Annotated in this window: 21 protein-coding genes; 18 read left to right on the plus strand and 3 right to left on the minus strand. The window is 73.2% G+C overall.

Going from position 1 to position 20133, the window contains the following annotated elements:
* Positions 1–20 precede the first annotated feature (20 nt).
* The 8 genes from rpsK to glmM all read left to right on the plus strand — a co-directional run bounded on the left by rpsK (position 21) and on the right by glmM (position 7685).
* Positions 21–428, plus strand: a complete 408-nt coding sequence (rpsK, locus tag IF01_RS0111895) for a 30S ribosomal protein S11 (protein ID WP_014136257.1) — start codon at positions 21–23, stop codon at positions 426–428.
* Between the two features lie 132 nt (positions 429–560).
* Positions 561–1583 (plus strand): DNA-directed RNA polymerase subunit alpha, encoded by a 1023-nt coding sequence (locus IF01_RS0111900; protein ID WP_030393313.1) that lies wholly within the window; start codon positions 561–563, stop codon positions 1581–1583.
* Positions 1584–1710: 127 nt separating this feature from the next.
* On the plus strand, positions 1711–2190 hold the full coding sequence (gene rplQ, locus IF01_RS0111905) for a 50S ribosomal protein L17 (protein ID WP_030393314.1): 480 nt from the start codon (positions 1711–1713) through the stop codon (positions 2188–2190).
* A gap of 82 nt (positions 2191–2272) precedes the next feature.
* Positions 2273–3202: a tRNA pseudouridine(38-40) synthase TruA gene (gene truA / locus IF01_RS0111910; RefSeq protein ID WP_208624309.1), complete on the plus strand. Its 930-nt coding sequence runs from the start codon at positions 2273–2275 to the stop codon at positions 3200–3202.
* Positions 3203–3243: 41 nt separating this feature from the next.
* Positions 3244–4920, plus strand: coding sequence for an ABC-F family ATP-binding cassette domain-containing protein (locus IF01_RS0111915; RefSeq protein ID WP_030393316.1), 1677 nt, complete (start codon positions 3244–3246; stop codon positions 4918–4920).
* Positions 4921–5159: 239 nt separating this feature from the next.
* Positions 5160–5603 (plus strand): 50S ribosomal protein L13, encoded by a 444-nt coding sequence (gene rplM, locus IF01_RS0111920; protein WP_030393317.1) that lies wholly within the window; start codon positions 5160–5162, stop codon positions 5601–5603.
* A 46-nt stretch (positions 5604–5649) separates the two neighbouring features.
* Positions 5650–6150 (plus strand): 30S ribosomal protein S9, encoded by a 501-nt coding sequence (gene rpsI / locus IF01_RS0111925; RefSeq protein ID WP_030393318.1) that lies wholly within the window; start codon positions 5650–5652, stop codon positions 6148–6150.
* Between the two features lie 170 nt (positions 6151–6320).
* Positions 6321–7685: a phosphoglucosamine mutase gene (gene glmM / locus IF01_RS0111930; RefSeq protein ID WP_030393319.1), complete on the plus strand. Its 1365-nt coding sequence runs from the start codon at positions 6321–6323 to the stop codon at positions 7683–7685.
* Between the two features lie 66 nt (positions 7686–7751).
* On the opposite strand, the gene coaA is transcribed toward glmM, so the two are convergent.
* Positions 7752–8747 (minus strand): type I pantothenate kinase, encoded by a 996-nt coding sequence (gene coaA, locus IF01_RS0111935; RefSeq protein WP_045937803.1) that lies wholly within the window; start codon positions 8745–8747, stop codon positions 7752–7754.
* A gap of 99 nt (positions 8748–8846) precedes the next feature.
* Between coaA and glmS the strand changes: the two genes are divergently transcribed.
* Positions 8847–10703 carry a glutamine--fructose-6-phosphate transaminase (isomerizing) gene (gene glmS, locus IF01_RS0111940; RefSeq protein ID WP_078879904.1) on the plus strand — a complete coding sequence of 619 codons (1857 nt, stop codon included), beginning with the start codon at positions 8847–8849 and terminating at the stop codon, positions 10701–10703.
* Positions 10704–10745: 42 nt separating this feature from the next.
* Here the strand turns inward: glmS and IF01_RS0111945 are convergent, their stop codons facing one another.
* Positions 10746–11294 (minus strand): Uma2 family endonuclease, encoded by a 549-nt coding sequence (locus IF01_RS0111945; RefSeq protein ID WP_030393322.1) that lies wholly within the window; start codon positions 11292–11294, stop codon positions 10746–10748.
* 187 nt (positions 11295–11481) lie between these two features.
* Here IF01_RS0111945 and IF01_RS0111950 point away from each other — a divergent pair, with 187 nt between their 5' ends.
* From IF01_RS0111950 to IF01_RS0111970, 5 genes are all read left to right on the plus strand, one after another.
* On the plus strand, positions 11482–13038 hold the full coding sequence (locus IF01_RS0111950; RefSeq protein ID WP_051755222.1) for an NAD(P)H-hydrate dehydratase: 1557 nt from the start codon (positions 11482–11484) through the stop codon (positions 13036–13038).
* A gap of 119 nt (positions 13039–13157) precedes the next feature.
* The gene (gene alr, locus IF01_RS0111955) at positions 13158–14354 is read left to right on the plus strand and encodes an alanine racemase (protein WP_051741570.1); all 1197 of its coding nucleotides are present in this window, start codon (positions 13158–13160) and stop codon (positions 14352–14354) included.
* Entirely contained in the window at positions 14351–15562 is a 1212-nt protein-coding gene (locus IF01_RS0111960) for an alpha/beta fold hydrolase (protein ID WP_078879890.1), read from the plus strand. Before alr ends, IF01_RS0111960 begins: the two co-directional genes overlap by 4 nt.
* 127 nt (positions 15563–15689) lie before the next feature.
* Positions 15690–16187, plus strand: a complete 498-nt coding sequence (gene tsaE, locus IF01_RS0111965) for a tRNA (adenosine(37)-N6)-threonylcarbamoyltransferase complex ATPase subunit type 1 TsaE (protein WP_030393326.1) — start codon at positions 15690–15692, stop codon at positions 16185–16187.
* A gap of 169 nt (positions 16188–16356) precedes the next feature.
* Entirely contained in the window at positions 16357–16593 is a 237-nt protein-coding gene (locus IF01_RS0111970; RefSeq protein WP_030393327.1) for a hypothetical protein, read from the plus strand.
* A gap of 31 nt (positions 16594–16624) precedes the next feature.
* Here the strand turns inward: IF01_RS0111970 and IF01_RS0111975 are convergent, their stop codons facing one another.
* A complete protein-coding gene (locus tag IF01_RS0111975; RefSeq protein WP_030393328.1) occupies positions 16625–17245 on the minus strand; it encodes a hypothetical protein in 621 nt (206 codons plus the stop codon).
* A 198-nt stretch (positions 17246–17443) separates the two neighbouring features.
* Between IF01_RS0111975 and tsaB the strand changes: the two genes are divergently transcribed.
* The 4 genes from tsaB (at position 17444) to IF01_RS0111995 (ending at position 20133) form a co-directional block, all read left to right on the plus strand.
* Positions 17444–18100 carry a tRNA (adenosine(37)-N6)-threonylcarbamoyltransferase complex dimerization subunit type 1 TsaB gene (tsaB, locus tag IF01_RS0111980; RefSeq protein WP_030393329.1) on the plus strand — a complete coding sequence of 219 codons (657 nt, stop codon included), beginning with the start codon at positions 17444–17446 and terminating at the stop codon, positions 18098–18100.
* A 107-nt stretch (positions 18101–18207) separates the two neighbouring features.
* Positions 18208–18786 (plus strand): ribosomal protein S18-alanine N-acetyltransferase, encoded by a 579-nt coding sequence (gene rimI, locus IF01_RS0111985; protein ID WP_078879905.1) that lies wholly within the window; start codon positions 18208–18210, stop codon positions 18784–18786.
* The gene (gene tsaD / locus IF01_RS0111990; RefSeq protein WP_030393331.1) at positions 18779–19870 is read left to right on the plus strand and encodes a tRNA (adenosine(37)-N6)-threonylcarbamoyltransferase complex transferase subunit TsaD; all 1092 of its coding nucleotides are present in this window, start codon (positions 18779–18781) and stop codon (positions 19868–19870) included. The genes rimI and tsaD overlap by 8 nt, the downstream gene beginning before the upstream one ends.
* Positions 19867–20133 (plus strand): hypothetical protein, encoded by a 267-nt coding sequence (locus IF01_RS0111995; protein WP_369826167.1) that lies wholly within the window; start codon positions 19867–19869, stop codon positions 20131–20133. Before tsaD ends, IF01_RS0111995 begins: the two co-directional genes overlap by 4 nt.

A 20133-nucleotide genomic window follows, 5' to 3' on the forward strand; every position in this document is an offset into this window, starting at 1 on the left:
CTCAGTAGGAGAACAGACTTATGCCCCCCAAGGGTCGTCAGGCTGCCGGCGCGAAGAAGATCCGCCGCAAGGAAAAGAAGAACGTCGCTCACGGCCACGCGCACATCAAGAGCACGTTCAACAACACCATCGTTTCGATCACCGACCCCTCGGGCAACGTGATCTCCTGGGCCTCCGCCGGCCACGTCGGCTTCAAGGGCTCGCGCAAGTCGACCCCGTTCGCCGCGCAGATGGCCGCCGAGGCCGCTGCCCGTCGCGCGCAGGAGCACGGCATGCGCAAGGTTGACGTCTTCGTGAAGGGTCCGGGCTCCGGCCGCGAGACCGCGATCCGTTCGCTCCAGGCCACCGGCCTGGAGGTCGGCTCGATCCAGGACGTCACCCCCACCCCGCACAACGGCTGCCGTCCGCCGAAGCGCCGCCGCGTCTGACGCGGGGCCCTTCCGGGCTCGCAGTACCTGCTTCAAACCTCGTACGGGGTCCCGTTTCCGACGGGACCCCGTACGCTGGTTCTGTTCGGCATCAAATAGTGGGTGCCGAAGATCAATGGAGGATCTGACACCATGCTGATCGCTCAGCGCCCCTCGCTGACCGAAGAGGTCGTCGACGAGTTCCGCTCGCGGTTCGTGATCGAGCCGCTCGAGCCGGGCTTCGGCTACACCCTCGGCAACTCCCTGCGCCGCACGCTCCTCTCCTCGATCCCGGGTGCCGCTGTCACCAGCATCCGCGTCGACGGTGTCCTGCACGAGTTCACCACCGTGCCGGGCGTCAAGGAGGACGTCACCGACCTCATCCTCAACATCAAGCAGCTGGTCGTCTCCTCGGAGCACGACGAGCCGGTCGTGATGTACCTGCGCAAGCAGGGCCCGGGTGTCGTCACCGCCGCCGACATCGCGCCGCCGGCCGGTGTCGAGGTGCACAACCCCGAGCTGATCCTCGCCACGCTGAACGGCAAGGGCAAGCTGGAGATGGAGCTGACCGTCGAGCGCGGTCGCGGCTACGTCTCCGCCGTCCAGAACAAGGCCTCCGGCCAGGAGATCGGCCGCATCCCGGTCGACTCGATCTACAGCCCCGTGCTGAAGGTCACCTACAAGGTCGAGGCGACCCGTGTCGAGCAGCGGACCGACTTCGACAAGCTGATCGTCGACGTCGAGACCAAGCCCGCCATGCGTCCGCGCGACGCGATGGCCTCGGCCGGCAAGACCCTGGTGGAGCTGTTCGGTCTCGCCCGCGAGCTGAACATCGACGCCGAGGGCATCGACATGGGCCCGTCCCCGACGGACGCCGCCCTGGCCGCCGACCTGGCGCTGCCGATCGAGGAGCTCGAGCTCACCGTTCGGTCGTACAACTGCCTCAAGCGCGAGGGCATCCACACCGTGGGTGAGCTCGTCGCCCGCTCCGAGGCCGACCTGCTCGACATCCGCAACTTCGGTGCGAAGTCGATCGACGAGGTCAAGGCGAAGCTGGCCGGCATGGGCCTGGCCCTCAAGGACAGCCCGCCCGGGTTCGACCCGACCGCCGCCGCCGACGCCTTCGGCGCCGACGACCTGGACGACGCGGGTTACGCGGAGACCGAGCAGTACTGAGAGACTTGACCGCGGGGGCGGTTCCCAGGAACCGCCTCCGTTGTCGTGAAAGTCGTGCGGGCACAGTGCCCGTACGCCCGCTGCGGTACCTGGTACGGCCGCAGTCGGAGATTCGAGGAGTAATTCCATGCCGCGTCCCACCAAGGGTGCCCGCCTCGGCGGCGGCCCGCACCACGAGCCGCTGCTGCTCGCCGGTCTGTGCCGGGAGCTGTTCCAGTACGGCCGCATCACCACGACCGAGGCCAAGGCCCGTCGGATGCGCCCGCTGGCGGAGAAGCTGATCACCAAGGCGAAGAAGGGCGACATCCACAACCGTCGCCTGGTGCGCAAGACCATCACCGACATCTCGGTGCTGCACACCCTCTTCACCGAGATCGCGCCGCGCTACGAGAACCGCCCGGGTGGTTACACCCGTATCACCAAGATCGGTCCCCGTCGTGGCGACAACGCCCCGATGGCCGTGATCGAGCTGGTCGAGGCGCTGACCGTCGCGCAGACCGCCGTCGGTGAGGCCGAGGCCGCCACCAAGCGCGCCGTCAAGGAGGCCGACGAGGCCAAGGTCGAGGCCCCCAAGGCCGACGAGGCCGAGGCCGCCGAGCAGGCCTGACACCCACCAGGTGTGTTGCGGGCCCGCTTCCCCATCCGTGGGGGAGCGGGCCCGTTCCTCTTTGTCCAGGGAGTGGAGAGCAGTGGTGAACGATTGCGCCGAGCGGCCGCCGGTGAAGGACGGCCCGGCCGACGGGTACGTCCGGGTCCGGCTGGACCTCGCCTACCACGGCGCCGAGTTCTCCGGCTGGGCCCGGCAGAAGGGCGGCCGGCGGACGGTCCAGGAGGAGATCGAGACCGCGCTGCAGATCGTCACCCGCAGCCAGGAGCTCCACCCGCTCACCGTGGCCGGCCGCACCGACGCCGGTGTGCACGCCCGGGGCCAGGTCGCCCACGTCGACCTGCCGGCCGAGCTGTGGGAGGCGCACCGGGAGAAGCTGATGCGCCGGCTGGCCGGGCGGCTGCCCGGTGACGTCCGGATCTACCGGGTGGGCGAGGCCCCGGCGGGCTTCGACGCCCGCTTCTCGGCGATCTGGCGCCGCTACGCCTACCGGGTCGCCGACCACCCCGGCGGGGTCGACCCGCTGCTGCGCGGCCATGTGCTCTGGCACGACCGGCCGCTCGACCTGGACCGGATGAACGCCGCCGCCCGGCTGCTGATCGGCGAGCACGACTTCGCGGCGTACTGCAAGAAGCGCGAGGGCGCGACCACCATCCGCACCCTGCTGGAGCTGCGCTGGGACCGGGTCCCGGTGGACGGCTACGCGTCCCAGGAGGGCTCGCTCGCCGTCGCCACCGTGCGGGCCGACGCCTTCTGCCACAACATGGTGCGCGCCCTGGTCGGCGCGATGCTGCTGGTCGGCGACGGCCACCGGCCGGTGGAGTTCCCCGGCGAGGTGCTGGCCGGCGGGGTGCGCAACTCCGCCGTCAACGTGATCCGGCCGTACGGGCTGACCCTGGAGGAGGTCGGCTACCCGGCCGACGACCAGCTCGCGGAGCGCAACCGCGCCGCCCGCCGGATGCGCACCCTCCCCGGCGCCCCCACCGTCCCGTCAGGCCCCGACGCCACCTAATCCATTTGGGTCCGGGGCGGCGGCTTGGGACAATCTCCCCCATGGGACACGTCGAGATTTCGCACCTGGAGTACTACCTGCCGGACGGGCGGGTGCTGTTCGACGACGCGTCCTTCCGGGTGGGGGAGGGCGCGGCCGTCGCGCTGGTCGGCGCCAACGGCGCGGGCAAGACCACACTGCTGCGCATGATCGCGGGCGACCTCCAGCCGCACGGCGGCTCGGTGACGATCAGCGGCGGGCTCGGCGTGATGCGCCAGTTCGTCGGCACCACCGGCCGCGAGGAGCAGAAGAAGGCCGGCGACGAGCAGGAGGGCCCGGGCGCGCTGCCCGCCGACGCCTCCGTCCGCGACCTGCTGGTCTCCGTCGCCCCCGCGCGGATCGCCGAGGCCGCCCGCGCGGTCGACGCGGCCGAGCTGGCGATGATCGCCCAGGACGACGAGAAGACGCAGATGGCCTACGCCCAGGCGCTCTCCGACTGGGCCGACGTCGGCGGCTACGACTACGAGACCGACTGGGACGTCTGCACCACGGCGGCCCTCGGGATGCCCTTCGACAAGGCCCAGTGGCGCGGTCTGAACACGCTCTCCGGCGGCGAGCAGAAGCGGCTCGTCCTGGAGGCGCTGCTGCGCGGCCCCGAGGAGGTCCTGCTGCTCGACGAGCCGGACAACTACCTGGACGTCCCGGGCAAGCGCTGGCTGGAGGAGGCCATCCGGGCCACCCCGAAGACCGTGCTGTTCATCTCCCACGACCGCGAACTGCTGTCCCGCACCGCCGAGAAGATCATCAGCGTCGAGTCCGGCGCGGCCGGCTCCAGCGTCTGGGTGCACGGCGGCGGGTTCGACTCCTTCCACGAGGCCCGCAAGGCCCGCTTCGAGCGCTTCGAGGAGCTGCGCCGGCGCTGGGACGAGGAGCACGCCAAGCTCAAGAAGCTCGTCGTCAACCTGCGCCAGGCCGCCTCGATCAGCCACGACATGGCCTCCCGCTACTCGGCCGCGCAGACCAGGCTCAAGAAGTTCGAGGACGCCGGCCCGCCCGAGGCCCCGCCGCGCGAGCAGAGCATCACCATGCGGCTCAAGGGCGGGCGCACCGGGGTGCGCGCCTTCACCATGGAGCAGCTGGAGCTCACCGGCCTGATGAAGCCCTTCGACCTGGAGGTCTTCTACGGCGAGCGGGTCGGGGTGCTGGGGTCCAACGGCTCCGGCAAGTCGCACTTCCTGCGGCTGCTGGCGGGCGACGACACGGTGGCCCACACCGGGTCCTGGAAGCTCGGCGCCCGGGTGGTGCCCGGCCACTTCCGGCAGACCCACGCGCACCCCGAGCTGCTCGGCCGCACCGTCCGCTCGATCGTCGAGGAGGAGCACGCGCTCGGCCGCGGCGCCGCGATGGGCGTGCTGCGCCGGTACGAGCTGGACCGGCAGGAGGAGCAGAAGTTCGAGTCGCTCTCCGGCGGGCAGCAGGCCCGGCTGATGATCCTCAAGCTGGAGCTGTCCGGCGTCACCGCGCTGCTGCTCGACGAGCCGACCGACAACCTGGACCTGGAGAGCGCCGAGGCGCTGCAGGCCGGGCTGGAGGCCTTCGACGGCACTGTGCTGTGCGTCACCCACGACCGGTGGTTCGCCCGGACCTTCGACCGTTTCCTGGTCTTCGGCGCCGACGGCCGGGTCTACGAGTCCCCGGACCCGGTCTGGGACGTCAGCCGGGTCGAGCGGGACCGCTGATCAGGGGCCCGGGGACCGTTCCGGCGGGGAGGATTTTGACCGTCCCCGTCCGGCCCGGTAGCCTGGGCGCTTGATGTGCGTATTGGCTCGCTCTATCTCACGTGAGAGGTCGGTACGCCGGAGACACCAGGTCGACGACCAGCGGCTCCCCCTTGAATTGCGTCCAAGGCGGCCAGGCTGATCCCTCCTCCGGGTACTCCTGTCAGGACTCACTCACTGAAAAGCGAAGGCATACGACCGTGCGTACGTACAGCCCCAAGCCCGGCGACGTCCAGCGTCAGTGGCACGTCATCGACGCGACCGACGTCGTGCTCGGCCGTCTGGCCTCCCAGGCCGCCAACCTCCTCCGGGGTAAGCACAAGGCGATCTACGCGCCGCACGTTGACACTGGTGACTTCGTCATCATCATCAACGCCGACAAGGTGCACCTGTCCGGTAACAAGAAGACCCAGAAGCTGGCCTACCGCCACTCGGGCTTCCCGGGCGGTCTGCGTTCGGTGCGCTACGACGACCTGCTGGCGAACAACCCGGAGAAGGCCGTCGAGAAGGCCATCAAGGGCATGATCCCCAAGAACACCCTGGGCCGTCAGATGCTCTCCAAGCTGAAGGTCTACTCGGGCGACCAGCACCCGCACGCTGCGCAGCAGCCGGTGCCGTTCGAGATCACCCAGGTCGCGCAGTAATTCCGGCCACCAAGCCCCCCATCACTGAAAAGAGCTGAGGAACACCGTGGCCGAGACCACCGAAACCCTTGAGGTCGAGTTCGACGAGACTGTCGTCGAGGGCGAGTTCACCTCCGAGGAGTACACCTCCGAGTCCCTGGCCGGCCGCTTCGGCGAGGCCGTCCCCGGCGCCGGCCTGGGCCGTCGCAAGGAGGCGATCGCCCGCGTGCGCATCGTCCCGGGCACCGGGCAGTGGAAGATCAACGGTCGCACCCTGGAGAACTACTTCCCCAACAAGGTGCACCAGCAGACCGTGAACGAGCCCTTCAAGCTCCTCGAGCTTGACGGCCGTTACGACGTTGTCGCCCGCATCTCCGGCGGCGGCGTCTCCGGTCAGGCCTACGCGCTGCGCCTCGGTGTCGCCCGTGCCCTGAACGAGGCCGACGTGGACAACAACCGCGCTGCCCTGAAGAAGGCCGGCTTCCTGATGCGTGACGCGCGTGCCGTCGAGCGCAAGAAGGCCGGTCTCAAGAAGGCCCGCAAGGCGCCGCAGTACAGCAAGCGCTAATTGCGCCCTCCGGGGGTGCACCGCCCTGGTGGTGCACGCCCCCGGATGCGCTCCACACGCCCCGGAGTACCTCGTGTACTCCGGGGTGTCGTGTTCCCCGGCCATTGTGCGGAGGCCGGGGATTCGATCGGATTCACTGCAAGGCATTGCGGCGATGTGAGGACGGGACAATGGGACGACTCTTCGGTACGGACGGCGTGCGCGGTGTGGCCAATCAGGGGCTGACGGCGGAGCTGGCGCTCGGCCTGTCGGTCGCGGCGGCGCACGTGCTCGGCGAGGCGGGGGCCTTCGACGGCCATCGGCCGGTCGCGGTCGTGGGCCGTGACCCGCGCGCCTCGGGCGAGTTCCTGGAGGCCGCGGTCATCGCGGGCCTGGCGAGCGCCGGCGTCGACGTACTGCGGGTCGGAGTGCTCCCCACCCCGGCGGTGGCCTACCTCACCGGCGCGCTCGGCGCCGACTTCGGCGTGATGCTGTCCGCCAGCCACAACGCCATGCCGGACAACGGCATCAAGTTCCTCGCCCGCGGCGGCCACAAGCTGGACGACCGCATCGAGGACGCCATCGAGGCCCACTACCACAAGCACGCGGCGGGCGGTGAGGACTGGAACCGTCCGACCGGCGCCGCCGTCGGCCGGGTCCGCGAGTACACCGAGGGCTTCGACAAGTACGTCGCCCACCTCATCGGCGTGCTGCCCAACCGCCTGGACGGCATCCGGGTCGTCATCGACGGCGCGCACGGCGCGGCCGCCTACGTCGCCCCCGAGGCCTTCGCCCGGGCCGGCGCCGAGGTCGTGCACACCCTGGGTGCCGAGCCCACCGGCCTCAACATCAACGACGGTGTCGGCTCCACCCACCTGGACCGGCTGCGCACCGTCATGCGCGAGCACTCGGCGGACCTCGGGATCGCCCTGGACGGCGACGCCGACCGCTGCCTGGCCGCCGACGCGGCCGGCGACGAGGTCGACGGCGACCAGATCATCGCGATCCTGGCCGTCGCCATGAAGGAGGCCGGCACGCTGCGCCGCAACACCGCCGTCGCCACCGTGATGTCCAACCTGGGCTTCAAGCTGGCGATGGAGCGCGAGGGCATCGACCTGGTCGAGACCTCGGTCGGCGACCGGTACGTGCTGGAGGCGATGAAGGAGCACGGCTTCGCGCTGGGCGGCGAGCAGTCCGGCCACGTCATCCTGCTGGACCACGCGACCACCGGCGACGGGACCCTGACCGGCCTGATGCTGGGCGCCCGGCTGGCCGCCACCAAGCAGCCGCTGGCGGACCTGGCCGCCGTGATGACCCGCCTGCCGCAGGTGCTGATCAACGTCAAGGGCGTCGACAAGAGCCGGGTCGGGACCAGCGAGGAGCTGGCCACCGCGGTGGCCGCGGCCGAGGCCGAGCTGGGTGCCACCGGCCGGGTGCTGCTGCGTCCGTCGGGCACCGAGCCGCTCGTCCGGGTGATGGTCGAGGCCGCCGACGAGGCGCAGGCGCAGTCCGTCGCCGAGAAGCTCGCCGAGGCCGTGCGCAGCTCGCTGGGCTGACGGCCCCGGAACACGCCGAGAGGCCCCCGCCGCGGACGATCGCGGCGGGGGCCTCTCGGCGTTCCCTCAGAGCTTGCGCAGCAGCGCCCGGCGGACCTTGTGGTCCGAGCCCTTCTGCAGGACCAGGGTGGCCCGGCCGCGGGTGGGCCGCACGTTCTCCAGCAGGTTCGGACGGTTGATGGTGCGCCAGACCTGGCGGCCGTACTCCATCGCCTCCTCCTCCGGCACCTCGGTGAAGCGGCGGAAGTAGGAGCTCGGGTCCTGGAAGGCGGTCTGCCGCAGCTTGCGGAACCGGTCCAGGTACCAGCTCTCGATGTCGTCGGTGCGGGCGTCGACGTAGATCGAGAAGTCGAAGTAGTCGGCCACCGCGAGGCGGGTGCGCCCGTCGCTGCCGGGCAGGGCCGGCTGGAGCACGTTCAGGCCCTCGACGATGAGGATGTCCGGGCGCTCCACGGTGAGCCGCTCGTCCGGCACGATGTCGTACACGAGGTGCGAGTAGACCGGCGCGGTGACCCGCTCCTTGCCGGCCTTCACATCCGCGACGAAGCGGGTCAGCGCCCGGCGGTCGTACGACTCGGGGAAGCCCTTGCGGGCCATCAGGCCGCGCCGCCGCAGCTCGGCGTTGGGCAGCAGGAACCCGTCGGTGGTGACCAGCTCGACCCGGGGGTGCTCGGGCCAGCGGGCCAGCAGCGCCTGGAGCAGCCGGGCGGTGGTCGACTTGCCGACCGCGACCGAGCCGGCCACCCCGATGATGAACGGGGTGCGGGTGCGCTCGGTGTCCGGGGTGTCCAGGAAGGTGCCCAGGGCGCCGCGCAGGTCGTGCGTGGCGTGGATGTAGAGGTTCAGCAGCCGGGACAGCGGCAGATAGACGTCCCGGACCTCGTCGAGGTCGAGTGCGGTGCCGAGACCCCGCAGCCGTTCCACCTCCTCCGCGGTCAGTGGCAGCGGCGTACGCTCGCGCAGCGCGCTCCACTCGGCCCGGCTGAGGTCCACGTAGGGGGACGGCGAGGGGCCGGGCGTGATGTCGCCCCGCGTACAGAGTTCGGTCAGCACATGCTCCATTGTGGGCCGTAGCGCCGTTCGCGGTGGCTGTGGTGTCGGTCACGGCCTGTGGGCGAACCGTGCGAATGGGGCGTCCGGAGCGCCCTTATGCTGGCACGCATGTGCGGAATTGTTGGATACGTGGGCTCCCAGCCCGCCCTTGACGTTGTAATCGCAGGCCTGCAGCGACTGGAGTACCGGGGTTACGACTCCGCCGGTGTCGCGGTGCAGGTGCAGGGCTCCGACGGGCAGTGGAGCCTCGCCACCGACAAGCGGGCCGGCAAGCTCGCGAACCTGGAGAAGTCGCTCGCCGAGACCCCTCTTCCCGGCGGTACCACCGGCATCGGCCACACCCGTTGGGCCACCCACGGCGGGCCGACGGACGCCAATGCCCACCCCCACCTGGACGACGCGGCCAAGGTCGCCGTGGTCCACAACGGCATCATCGAGAACTTCGCCCTGCTCCGGGGCGAGCTGGCCGAGCGCGGCCACACGCTGCGCTCGGAGACGGACACCGAGGTCGTCGCGCACCTGCTCGGCGAGCTGTACGAGGGCGACCTCGCGGAGGCCATGCGCGCCGTCTGCCGCCGGCTGGAGGGCGCCTTCACCCTCGTCGCCGTGCACGCCGACGCCCCGGACGTCGTGGTCGGCGCCCGTCGCAACTCGCCGCTGGTGGTCGGGCGCGGCGAGGGCGAGAACTTCCTCGCCTCCGACGTGTCCGCGTTCATCGCGCACACCCGCGAGGCGATCGAGCTGGGCCAGGACCAGGTCGTCGAGCTGCGCCGCGAGGGCGTCACGGTGACCAACTTCGACGGCACCCCGGCCGACGTGACCGAGTACCACGTCGACTGGGACGCCTCGGCCGCCGAGAAGGGCGGCTACGACTACTTCATGCTCAAGGAGATCGCCGAGCAGCCGAAGGCCGTCGCCGACACCCTCCTCGGCCGGATCGGCACCGACGGCCGGCTCACCCTCGACGAGCTGCGGATGTCGGACGCCGACCTGCGCGCGGTCGACAAGGTCGTCATCGTGGCCTGCGGCACCGCCTTCCACGCGGGCATGATCGCCAAGTACGCGATCGAGCACTGGACCCGGATCCCGTGCGAGGTCGAGGTCGCCTCGGAGTTCCGCTACCGCGACCCGATCATGGGCCCGGGCACGCTGGTCATCGCCATCTCGCAGTCCGGCGAGACCATGGACACCCTGATGGCGCTGCGCCACGCGCGCGAGCAGGGCGCGAAGGTGCTGGCGATCTGCAACACCAACGGCTCGACCATCCCGCGCGAGTCGGACGCGGTGCTGTACACCCACGCCGGCCCAGAGGTGGCGGTCGCCTCGACCAAGGCGTTCCTGACCCAGCTGGTCGCCTGCTACCTGGTCGCGCTGTACCTGGGCCAGGTGCGCGGCACCAAGTGGGGCGACGAGATCCTCGCCGTCATCAAGGAGCTCGGCGACGCGCCGAAGCAGGTCGAGCAGGTCCTGGAGACCATGGAGCCGGTGCGCGAGCTGGCCCGCTCCCTCGCCGACGCCAAGTCGGTGCTGTTCCTCGGTCGGCACGTGGGCTTCCCGGTCGCCCTGGAGGGCGCGCTCAAGCTCAAGGAGCTCGCCTACATGCACGCCGAGGGCTTCGCCGCCGGTGAGCTGAAGCACGGCCCGATCGCGCTGATCGAGGAGGGTCTGCCGGTGGTGGTCGTCGTGCCGTCGCCGCGCGGCCGGTCGATCCTGCACGACAAGATCGTCTCCAACATCCAGGAGATCCGGGCCCGCGGTGCGCGGACCATCGTGATCGCCGAGGAGGGCGACGAGGCGGTCGTCCCGTACGCGGACCACCTGATCCGCATCCCGGTCACGCCGGTGCTCCTCCAGCCGCTGGTCGCCACCGTGCCGCTGCAGGTCTTCGCCTGCGAGCTGGCCACGGCCAAGGGCCACGAGGTCGACCAGCCCCGCAACCTGGCGAAGTCGGTCACCGTCGAGTAGTCCGACCCCGCTCCGTCCCGGGGCCCCTGCGGTGGCTGCGTCCTACCGCAGGGGCCCCGTGTCGAGCGTGAAGGAGAACGGGGCGGGCAGGTCCAGGGGTTTGCCGAACTCGACCTTGGTCGTGGTGATGTAGTCGCCGTCCTCGGGGTTGGTGAACAGGGTGACGGTGCCGGCGTCGCGGTCGACCAGCAGGTAGCAGGGGATTTCTGCGGCGGCATAGCCCAGGCGCTTGGGCTCGCGGTCCTTGTGCGGGTTGAGCGAGGTGACCTCGAAGACGAGCAGAACACCCTCCGGCAGGGCCCAGGAATCCAGATGGTCGAACTGGTCGGCCGGGACGATCGTGCCGTCGGGGATGAACCGGCCACCGGGAGTGATCAGGCCCTTGACGCCTGCGACGTCCAGATCGACTGCGGCCTTCCGAAAGAACTGCTTCGAAACCTTCGAGATCGTGCCCTCGTGATGTCCGTCGGGTGGCGGCGTCACGACGATCTCCCCTTCGATGAATTCGGCCTTGCTGCCCAGCGGGGTGTCCAGCTCCAGAAACGCCTGGAGAAGGCTCTCCTCGCTCAGCGGGTGCTCGACTGCCGGCATGGCGACCATGGCCCTTCTCCCTCCTGTGGGTCCGTGCCGAGCCACACCGTAGGCACCCGGACCGACACCGGTGGGGAATCGAAGTTGGTGTCACTCGAAAGTGTGCCGCACGGCCGGGGGCGCCGTCGGGAGCTCCTTCGCGTAGCGTCGGCGGGAGTTGCCGCCGAGTTCCGGGGGAGAGCCCGTCATGCGCAGTGCCCACAGCGTCGACCAGGTCCGCGCCGCCGAGGCGGAGCTGATGGCCCGGCTCCCGGAGGGCACGCTGATGCAGCGGGCCGCCGCCGGGCTCGCCGTGACCTGTGCCCGGCTGCTGACCCGCCGGCGCGGCCGGGTGTACGGCAGTCGGGTGGTGGTGCTGGCCGGTAGTGGCGACAACGGGGGTGACGCCCTGTACGCCGGTGCGGAGCTGGCCCGGCGCGGGGCGCGGGTGACGGCGGTGCTGCTCGCTCCCGGGCGGGCGCACGGCGGCGGGCTGGCGGCGCTGCGGGCGGCGTACGGGCGGGTGGTGGTGGAGCAGGAGGTCGGCCTGGCCGACTTCTCGTGCGCGGACCTGGTGCTGGACGGCATCGTCGGCATCGGCGGCCGGGGCGGACTGCGGCCGGAGGCCGAGCCGTACGCGCGGGCCGCGCGGACCGGGGTGGTGGTCGCCGTCGACGTGCCCAGCGGGGTGGACGCCGACACCGGGGAGGTCGCGGGGGCGGCGCTGCGGGCGGACGTCACGGTCTGCTTCGGCACCTACAAGCCCGGGCTGCTGATCGACCCGGGCGCCTCGTACGCCGGAGCGGTGCAACTGGTGGGGATCGGGCTCGAACTGCCGCCGGCCGGGGTGGTGGCCCTCCAGCACGCCGACGTGGCCGCCCTGCTGCCGGTGCCGGGCGCGGAGAGCGACAAGTACCGGCGCGGTGTGGTCGGGGTCGCCGCCGGTTCCGCGCGGTACCCGGGGGCGGCGCTGCTCGCGGTCGCCGGCGCGCTGCGCGGCGGCGCGGGCGCGGTGCGGTACGTGGGGACGGCGGCCGAGGAGGTGGTGCGGCGCTTCCCGGAGACGCTGGTCACCGAGGGCGGTCCGGCCGGGGCCGGCCGGGTGCAGGCCTGGGTGGTCGGACCGGGCGGCGGCGAGGGCGCCGGACAGGCGCTCGCCGAGGCGCTGGCGGCCGACGTGCCGGTCCTGGTCGACGCGGACGGGCTGACCGAGCTGGCCCGGCTCGGCCCCGGCGCGCTCGCCGGGCGGACGGCGCCGACGCTGCTCACCCCGCACACGGGGGAGGCCGCCCGGCTGCTCGCCGGAGCCGGAGCCGGGTCCGGGGGCGACGGCGGCACCCGTTCGGAGCAGACCCGCCCGCCCGCCGCCGAGGAGCTGGCGGCCGCCCGGCTGGCCACCGCGCGCCGGCTCGCGGCGGCGTACCGGGCGACGGTGCTGCTGAAGGGCTCGACCACCGTGGTCGCCGACCCCTCCGGTTCGGTGCGGGTGAACCCGACCGGGACGGCATGGCTGGCCACCGCCGGCAGCGGGGACGTCCTGGCCGGGCTGGCCGGCTCACTGCTCGCCGCAGGCCTGTCCGCGCCGGACGCCGCCGCGGTGGCGGCCTGTCTGCACGGGCTCGCCGCCCGGCACACCGCCGGCGTCCCCGGCGCCCCCGTCATCGCCTCGGAGGTGGCGGCCGCGCTCCCGGCGGTCTGGAACGACGTCCGTGCCGCGGCGGCCCCGGAACCGCGTTCCGGGAGGCCGGGTGGAACCGGCGCCTGATTCGTGGGCGTCCGGAAGGGGGTGGCGGGTCGCGGGGGGTCCCGGGCGCGGGCGGCCCGGGGCGGCGAGCCGAAGGGCCGTTCGGCAAGGACCCCGGGACGTCTGGGAGACTGACCCTGATGACAACTGCGAAGACGCCCGTGATGGCCGGCCTCACCGAAGGCGTACGGGCCGAGGCGACCATCGATCTCGCCGCCCTGCGCGGCAACCTCGACGCGCTGCGCGAGCGCATCGGCGGGGCCACGGTGATGGCCGCGGTCAAGGCGGACGCCTACGGCCACGGCGCGCTGCGCTGTGCCCGGGAGGCGGTCGCCGCGGGAGTCGGCTGGTTGGGCACCGCGACGCCGGAGGAGGCGCTCGCCCTGCGCGCCGGCGGTGTGGGCCCCGAGCAGGCGCGCATCCTCTGCTGGCTGTGGACCCCCGGCGGGCCCTGGCGGGAGGCGCTCTTCGCGGACCTCGACATCTCGATCAGCGGCGACTGGGCGCTCACCGAGCTGCTCGCCGCCGTCCGCGCCACCGGCATCCCGGCCCGGGTCCACCTCAAGGCCGACACCGGCCTCGGCCGCAACGGCTGCCAGCCGCACGACTGGCCCGAGCTGGTCGCCGCCGCGCGCCGCGCCGAGCTGGACGGCCTGCTGACCGTGGTCGGCGTCTGGTCGCACTTCGCCGCCGCCGACGAGCCCGGCCACCCCTCGATCCAGCTGCAGCTGGACGCCTTCCGGCTGGCCCTGGCCACCGCCGAGGCGGCCGGGCTGCGCCCCGAGGTGCGCCACCTGGCCAACTCGCCGGCCACCCTGCTGCTGCCGCAGTCGCACTTCGACATGGTCCGCACCGGCCTCGCCATGTACGGGCTGTCGCCGGTCCCCGACGTCGGCTCGCCGTCCGACTTCGGCCTGCGCCCGGTGATGGCGCTGACCGCCCGGCTGGCCCTGGTCAAGCACGTTCCCGGCGGCCACGGGGTCAGCTACGGCCACCACTACACCACCCCGGGACCGACCACGCTGGGCCTGGTCCCGGTCGGCTACGGCGACGGCATCCCGCGGCACGCCAGCGGCATCGGCCCGGTGCAGGTCGACGGCAAGTGGCGCACGGTGGCCGGCCGGGTGGCGATGGACCAGTTCGTGGTGGACCTCGGCGGCGACACCCCGCCGATCGGCGACGAGGTGCTGGTCTTCGGCAGCGGGGACCGGGGCGAGCCGACCGCCGAGGACTGGGGCCGCGCCTGCGGCACCATCTCCTACGAGATCGTGACCCGGATCGGCTCCCGGGTGCCGCGCCGCTACGTCGGCGGCCTGGACGAGGGCCTGCTCGGATGAGCGGGCCGAGCGACACCGACCCGGTCGCGGCCCTCGGCCGGGCGGCCCGGGCCGTCAAGGCGGCCGAGGCGGCCACCGGGGTGAGCCGGGCCGGCCTGATCGGCATCTCGGTCGGCGTGCTCGCGGCCGGTGCCGCCGCCGGCGTGGCGATCGACCGGCTGACGGTCGGCCGGAGCACCCGCCGCCGGGCCCGCGCCGAGCTGGACGCCAACGCCCCGTACGGCTCGCTGCGCGGCCGCCCCCGCACGGTGGCCGCCGCCGACGGCACCGAGCTGTACGTCGAGCTGGACGGCCTCGACCTCCCGGAGGAGCGGCGGGACGGCACGGCCGAGCCGCTGACCGTGGTCTTCTGCCACGGCTACTGCCTCAACCAGGACAGCTGGCACTTCCAGCGCGCCGCCTTCCGGTCCGGCGCCCGGCTGGTCCTGTGGGACCAGCGCAGCCACGGCCGCTCCGAGCGCTCCCGCTCCTTCCTGGCCGGCGAACCCGCCGGCATCGACCAGCTGGGCGGCGACCTCAAGGCCGTGATCGACGCCGTCGCGCCGACCGGCCCGCTGGTCCTGGTCGGCCACTCGATGGGCGGCATGACGATGATGGCGCTGGCCGACCAGCACCCGGAGCTGTTCCGGGAGCGGGTCGCCGGGGTCGCGCTGATCGGCACCCTGGCCGGGAACTGGGACGCCGTCACCTTCGGCCTGCCCGTCGCCGGCGCCAAGCTGTTCCGCAGGGTCGCGCCGGGCATGATGAAGCTGCTCGGCCGCCAGGTGGACCTGGTGGAGGCGACCCGCCGGCTCGGCGCGGACGTCAGCGCCGTCTTCTACCGGCGGTACTCCTTCGGGGCGAAGGACGTCGACCCGGGCGTGGTCCGGTTCGCCGAGCAGATGCTGGACGCCACCCCGATCGACGTGGTGGCCGAGTTCTACCCGGTGTTCTCGGCGCACGAGAAGACCGAGGCGCTGGCCGCCCTGCGCGGCATCCCCACCCTGGTGCTGACCGGCACCAAGGACCTGCTCACCCCGCCCGGCCACGGCGAGGTGATGGCCGAGCAGTTGCCGGGGGCCGAGCTGGTCCTGGTCCAGGACGCCGGGCACCTGGTGATGCTGGAGCGCCCCGACCTGGTCGACCACCACCTGGCGGACCTGTTCGACCGGGCCGCCCGCTTCCGCGGCGCGGCCCCGCTGCCGCCCCAGGTCGGCGAACCGGCGTAGAGCGGCGCGGCGCCGCCGCCCCGTCCCGGGGCGGGCCCGGCGCGGGCGGTGCCGGGGATGTGGCACGGTAGCGGGGGCGCCCGAGGACCGGTGCGCCGCCGTACGGACCGAAGGGCTTGATTCGCGCATGGGCTCCCACGCCTCTCTCACCGTCGCCACCCCCGACCGGATGGGCCGGCTCGGCCGGGAGCTGGCCGCGCTCCTGCGGCCGGGGGACCTCGTGCTGCTCTCCGGCGAGCTGGGAGCGGGCAAGACCACGCTGACCCGGGGCCTCGGCGAGGGGCTCCAGGTGCGCGGGGCGGTCACCTCCCCGACCTTCGTGATCGCCCGGGTGCACCCCTCGCTGGTGGGCGGCCCGGCGCTGGTGCACGTCGACGCGTACCGGCTGGGCGGCGACCTCGACGAGATGGAGGACCTCGACCTCGATGTCTCGCTGCCCGAGTCGGTGGTGGTGGTCGAGTGGGGCGAGGGCAAGGTCGAGCGGCTCTCGGAGAACCGTCTGGAGGTCCGGATCGGACGCGCGATCGGCGCCGAGGCGGCCGGGGACGACCTGGACCCGCGCCAGGTCGAGCTGACCGGCATCGGCACCCGCTGGGACGGCACGGACCTGACCGTGCTGGCCTGACGGCGCCGCCCGCACCGCCCCGGCCGCGTCGGAGCGCCCCGGACGGCCTTGCCGGGGCGGCCCCGTCGTGTCACGGTTTGCCGACAGGGTGTCGGGAAGATGTTGCGATCGAGGTCCCGGGCGTGGTGGGATGGTTCTTGAGGTTAGGTCTGCCTAACTAGGAGGCGCCATGCCGAGCACCACGCCCGCCCCGGAGCGCGCACCGCGCGGGACCGGGGCCGAGGAGCCCGCCCGCCGTGCCGCGGGGGAGCCGATGCGGGCCCTGCTGGCCGCCTGTGCGGCGGCGGAGGCGGTCTCCACCCCGCCCGAACGCCGTCCGGCCGCCCCCTCGCTGGGCGAGGGCCCCGGGACGTCCGGACCGGCGCCGTCGAGCGGCGGCGCGCACGAGACCCGCCGCGCCGCCTGAGACCTGTCCGCCCCGGTCAGGGGATCACGGGTCAGGGGATCACGACGACCTTGGTGTCCTTCGGTGCGAAGTCCCAGAGCAGCTGGCCGTCCGCGCGGCTGCTCCGGATTCCGCCGGTCTTGCCCGCCGAGGCGGCCGGGGAGGACGCGGCCGCGGTGGGCGCCGGAGCGGCGGGCGGAGCGCCGGTGCCGCCGTCGACGGCCGCGCCGAAGCCGAACACCACGCCGTTCTGCTGCGCGAAGCGCACCACGTGCTCGATCTGCTTGCCGTCGGTGCCCGTCCCGGACTGGGTCCGGCTGTACACCGGGTAGCTGCCGGGGGCCGGCTCGACCGTGCCCGGTGTCACCGGGAAGGTGGCCACCACCTGCGGGGTCTTCTTCGGGTCGATCAGCCAGACGTAGTGGGTGCTGACCGAGTAGACGACCCGCAGCCCGGTGCCGGTGCCCGCGGTGGGCAGGGTCGGGGCGGTCGGCGTGGGCGCGGCGGTCGGGGTGGCCGAGGCCGCCGGTCCGCCGGAGGTGGTGGCGGCCGTGCTCGTGGTGGGGTTCGCGGCGACCGCGCGGTCCTGGGCGCCGTTGGCCTGGAAGGCCAGCAGGCTCACCACCGCCAGGGCCCCCAGCGTCAGCCCGGTGACCACCACTCCAGGACCCATCTTCGCCACGTGCCGCTCCCACCGCCGTCCCAAAACCGTCGGCCCCATCGTGCCAGGTTCGCCCGTCCGGTCCGCATCGTGTCGGACGTGTGTTCCGTGACCGGTCCGGTTTTCGATCGGGCGGAGCACGCGCCCCGACGGGACCGCCCGGGGACCGGCGCCGGACCGGGCACCGGCGGACCGGTCTAACCTTGACCCGTGCTGCTGCTCGCGTTCGACACCGCTACCCCCGCCGTCACCGCCGCCGTCCACGACGGCACGGCCGTCCTCGCCGAGACCGACCAGGTCGATGCCAGGCGCCACGGCGAACTCCTGATCCCCGCGATCGACCGGGTGCTCCGGGAGGCCGGTGTCGACCGGCACCGGCTGACCGACATCGCGGTGGGCGTGGGCCCGGGCCCGTACACCGGCCTGCGGGTCGGCCTGGTCACCGCCGCCGCGCTGGGCCACGCGCTCGGCCTGCCGGTGCACGGCGTCTGCACCCTGGACGCGATCGCCCACGCGGCCCGCGCCGAGGGGCTGGCCGGCGAGGCGTTCACCGTGGCCACCGACGCCCGCCGCAAGGAGGTCTACTGGGCCGCCTACGACGCCGAGGGCCGGCGGACCGAAGGTCCCTCGGTGGACCGTCCGGGCGAGCTGACCCCGCCGGCGCGGTCGGTCGGCGCCGGCGCGCTGCTCTACCCGGACGCCTTCCCGGGCGCCCACGGCCCCGAGCACGTCTCGGCCGGCGCGCTCGCCGCGTTCGCCGCCGCCGAACTGGCCGCCGGCCGGGCCCTGCTGCCCAACGCCCCGCTCTACCTGCGCCGCCCGGACGCCCAGGTGCCGGCCGGCTACAAGGCGGTGCTCCCGGCGTGACCGGCCCGAGCACCACCGGTCCGAGCACCACCGGCCCGGACACCACGGCCCCCGGTGCCGCCGGTCCGGCCCCGGCCGACCGGGCGCCCGCCGCCCGGCTGCGCCCGATGCGCTGGTGGCACATAGCCCCGGTGCTGGCGCTGGAGCTGGAGCTGTTCCCGGAGGACGCCTGGTCCGCCGGCATGTTCTGGTCCGAGCTGGCCGAGGCCCACCCCGGCGGCACCCGGCACTACACCGTCGCCGTCACCCCGGACGGCGCGGTCGTCGGCTACGCCGGGCTGATGGCGGTGGGCGGTGACGGCGATGTGCAGACCATCGCCGTCGACGGACGCCACCAGGGCACCGGGCTCGGCGCGGCGCTGCTCACCGATCTGGTGCGGGAGGCCGCCCGGCGCGGCTGCGCGGACCTGCTGCTGGAGGTTCGGGTGGACAACACCCGCGCGCAGCGGCTCTACGAGCGCTTCGGCTTCGAGCCGGTCGGCATCCGGCGCGGCTACTACCAGCCGGCCGGGATCGACGCGCTGGTGATGCGGCTCGACCTCGCGGCCGCCTCCGCCGCTCCCACCGAGCACGCCGCTCCCGCCGACCACGCCGCCCCGGCCGCCCCCGCCGCGGCCCCCGAAGACCTCGACGAACCCGCGGGCCACCCGCGACCGGATGTGAAGAAGGACACCCCCCATGGCTGACGAACCGCTCGTCCTCGGCATCGAGACCTCCTGCGACGAGACCGGCGTCGGCATCGTGCGCGGCACCACCCTGCTGGCCGACGCGGTGGCCTCCAGCGTCAACGACCACGCCCGCTTCGGCGGCGTCGTCCCCGAGATCGCCAGTCGCGCGCACCTGGAGGCGATGGTCCCGACCATCCAGCGCGCCCTGGACACCGCGGGCGTCAAGGCGAGCGACCTGGACGGCATCGCGGTCACCGCCGGACCGGGCCTGGCCGGCGCGCTGCTGGTCGGCGTGAGCGCCGCCAAGGCCTACGCGTGGGCCCTCGACAAGCCGCTGTACGGGGTCAACCACCTCGCCTCGCACATCTGCGTGGACCAGCTGGAGCACGGCCGGCTGCCCTCGCCGACGATGGCCCTGCTGGTCTCCGGCGGGCACTCCTCGCTGCTGCTGAGCGAGGACATCACCACCGACGTCCGCCCGCTCGGCGCGACCATCGACGACGCGGCCGGCGAGGCCTTCGACAAGGTGGCCCGGGTGCTCGGCCTGGGCTTCCCCGGCGGCCCGGTGGTGGACCGCCGCGCCCGTGAGGGCGACCCGAAGGCGATCGCCTTCCCGCGCGGCCTGACCGGCCCCAAGGACCCGGAGTACGACTTCTCCTTCTCCGGTCTGAAGACCGCCGTCGCCCGCTGGGTGGAGGCGAAGCGCCGGGCCGGCGAGGAGGTGCCGATCGCGGACGTCGCGGCGTCCTTCCAGGAGGCGGTCACCGATGTGCTCACCCGCAAGGCCGTCAAGGCCTGCAAGGACAACGGCGTCGACCACCTGATGATCGGCGGCGGTGTCGCGGCCAACTCCCGGCTCCGCGAGATGGCCCAGCAGCGCTGCGACCGGGCCGGCATCCGGCTGCGGGTGCCGCGTCCGGGCCTGTGCACCGACAACGGCGCGATGGTCGCCGCGCTCGGCAGCGAGATGGTCTGGCGGGACCGCGCGCCGTCCTCGCTCGACCTGTCGGCCGACTCCTCGCTGCCGGTCACCGAGGTCCATGTGCCGCACACCGACTTCCACGGGCAGGCCTACCAGGCCCTGACCGGGCAGCAGCAGTGAGCGTCACCACCGCCGCGATGTGGGAGGCCAGGGCGGCCGACGGCCGGGGCGCCGAGCTCTCCGGCTGGGTCCGGGGGACGGCGCTGCCCGCGCTGCGCGGTTCGGCCGGACTGCTCCGGACCGAGCTGCTCGGGGCCGCCGGGGACCGGGTGCTGCTGATCACCTGGTGGTCCGGCGAGCCGGTCCCGGTCCCGGAGCCGCCCGCCGCCCTGCTGGGCCGTCCGGTGCACCGCTGGTCCTTCACCAGCGAGCATGTGGAGTAG

Origin of the sequence: Kitasatospora purpeofusca, from assembly GCF_000718025.1 — a bacterium.
Taxonomy (GTDB): Bacteria; Actinomycetota; Actinomycetes; order Streptomycetales; family Streptomycetaceae; genus Kitasatospora; species Kitasatospora purpeofusca.

Coding starts and splice junctions, on each gene's coding strand:
- rplQ (WP_030393314.1), top strand. CDS start 1,711: ATGCCGCGTCCCACCAAGGGTGCCCGCCTCGGCGGCGGCCCGCACCAC.
- tsaE (WP_030393326.1), top strand. CDS start 15,690: ATGGGCTCCCACGCCTCTCTCACCGTCGCCACCCCCGACCGGATGGGC.
- IF01_RS0111950 (WP_051755222.1), top strand. CDS start 11,482: ATGCGCAGTGCCCACAGCGTCGACCAGGTCCGCGCCGCCGAGGCGGAG.
- alr (WP_051741570.1), top strand. CDS start 13,158: ATGACAACTGCGAAGACGCCCGTGATGGCCGGCCTCACCGAAGGCGTA.
- glmS (WP_078879904.1), top strand. CDS start 8,847: ATGTGCGGAATTGTTGGATACGTGGGCTCCCAGCCCGCCCTTGACGTT.
- IF01_RS0111960 (WP_078879890.1), top strand. CDS start 14,351: ATGAGCGGGCCGAGCGACACCGACCCGGTCGCGGCCCTCGGCCGGGCG.
- IF01_RS0111970 (WP_030393327.1), top strand. CDS start 16,357: ATGCCGAGCACCACGCCCGCCCCGGAGCGCGCACCGCGCGGGACCGGG.
- glmM (WP_030393319.1), top strand. CDS start 6,321: ATGGGACGACTCTTCGGTACGGACGGCGTGCGCGGTGTGGCCAATCAG.
- tsaD (WP_030393331.1), top strand. CDS start 18,779: ATGGCTGACGAACCGCTCGTCCTCGGCATCGAGACCTCCTGCGACGAG.
- IF01_RS0111945 (WP_030393322.1), bottom strand. CDS start 11,294: ATGCCGGCAGTCGAGCACCCGCTGAGCGAGGAGAGCCTTCTCCAGGCG.
- IF01_RS0111975 (WP_030393328.1), bottom strand. CDS start 17,245: ATGGGTCCTGGAGTGGTGGTCACCGGGCTGACGCTGGGGGCCCTGGCG.
- rpsK (WP_014136257.1), top strand. CDS start 21: ATGCCCCCCAAGGGTCGTCAGGCTGCCGGCGCGAAGAAGATCCGCCGC.
- IF01_RS0111915 (WP_030393316.1), top strand. CDS start 3,244: ATGGGACACGTCGAGATTTCGCACCTGGAGTACTACCTGCCGGACGGG.
- coaA (WP_045937803.1), bottom strand. CDS start 8,747: ATGGAGCATGTGCTGACCGAACTCTGTACGCGGGGCGACATCACGCCC.
- IF01_RS0111900 (WP_030393313.1), top strand. CDS start 561: ATGCTGATCGCTCAGCGCCCCTCGCTGACCGAAGAGGTCGTCGACGAG.
- rimI (WP_078879905.1), top strand. CDS start 18,208: ATGCGCTGGTGGCACATAGCCCCGGTGCTGGCGCTGGAGCTGGAGCTG.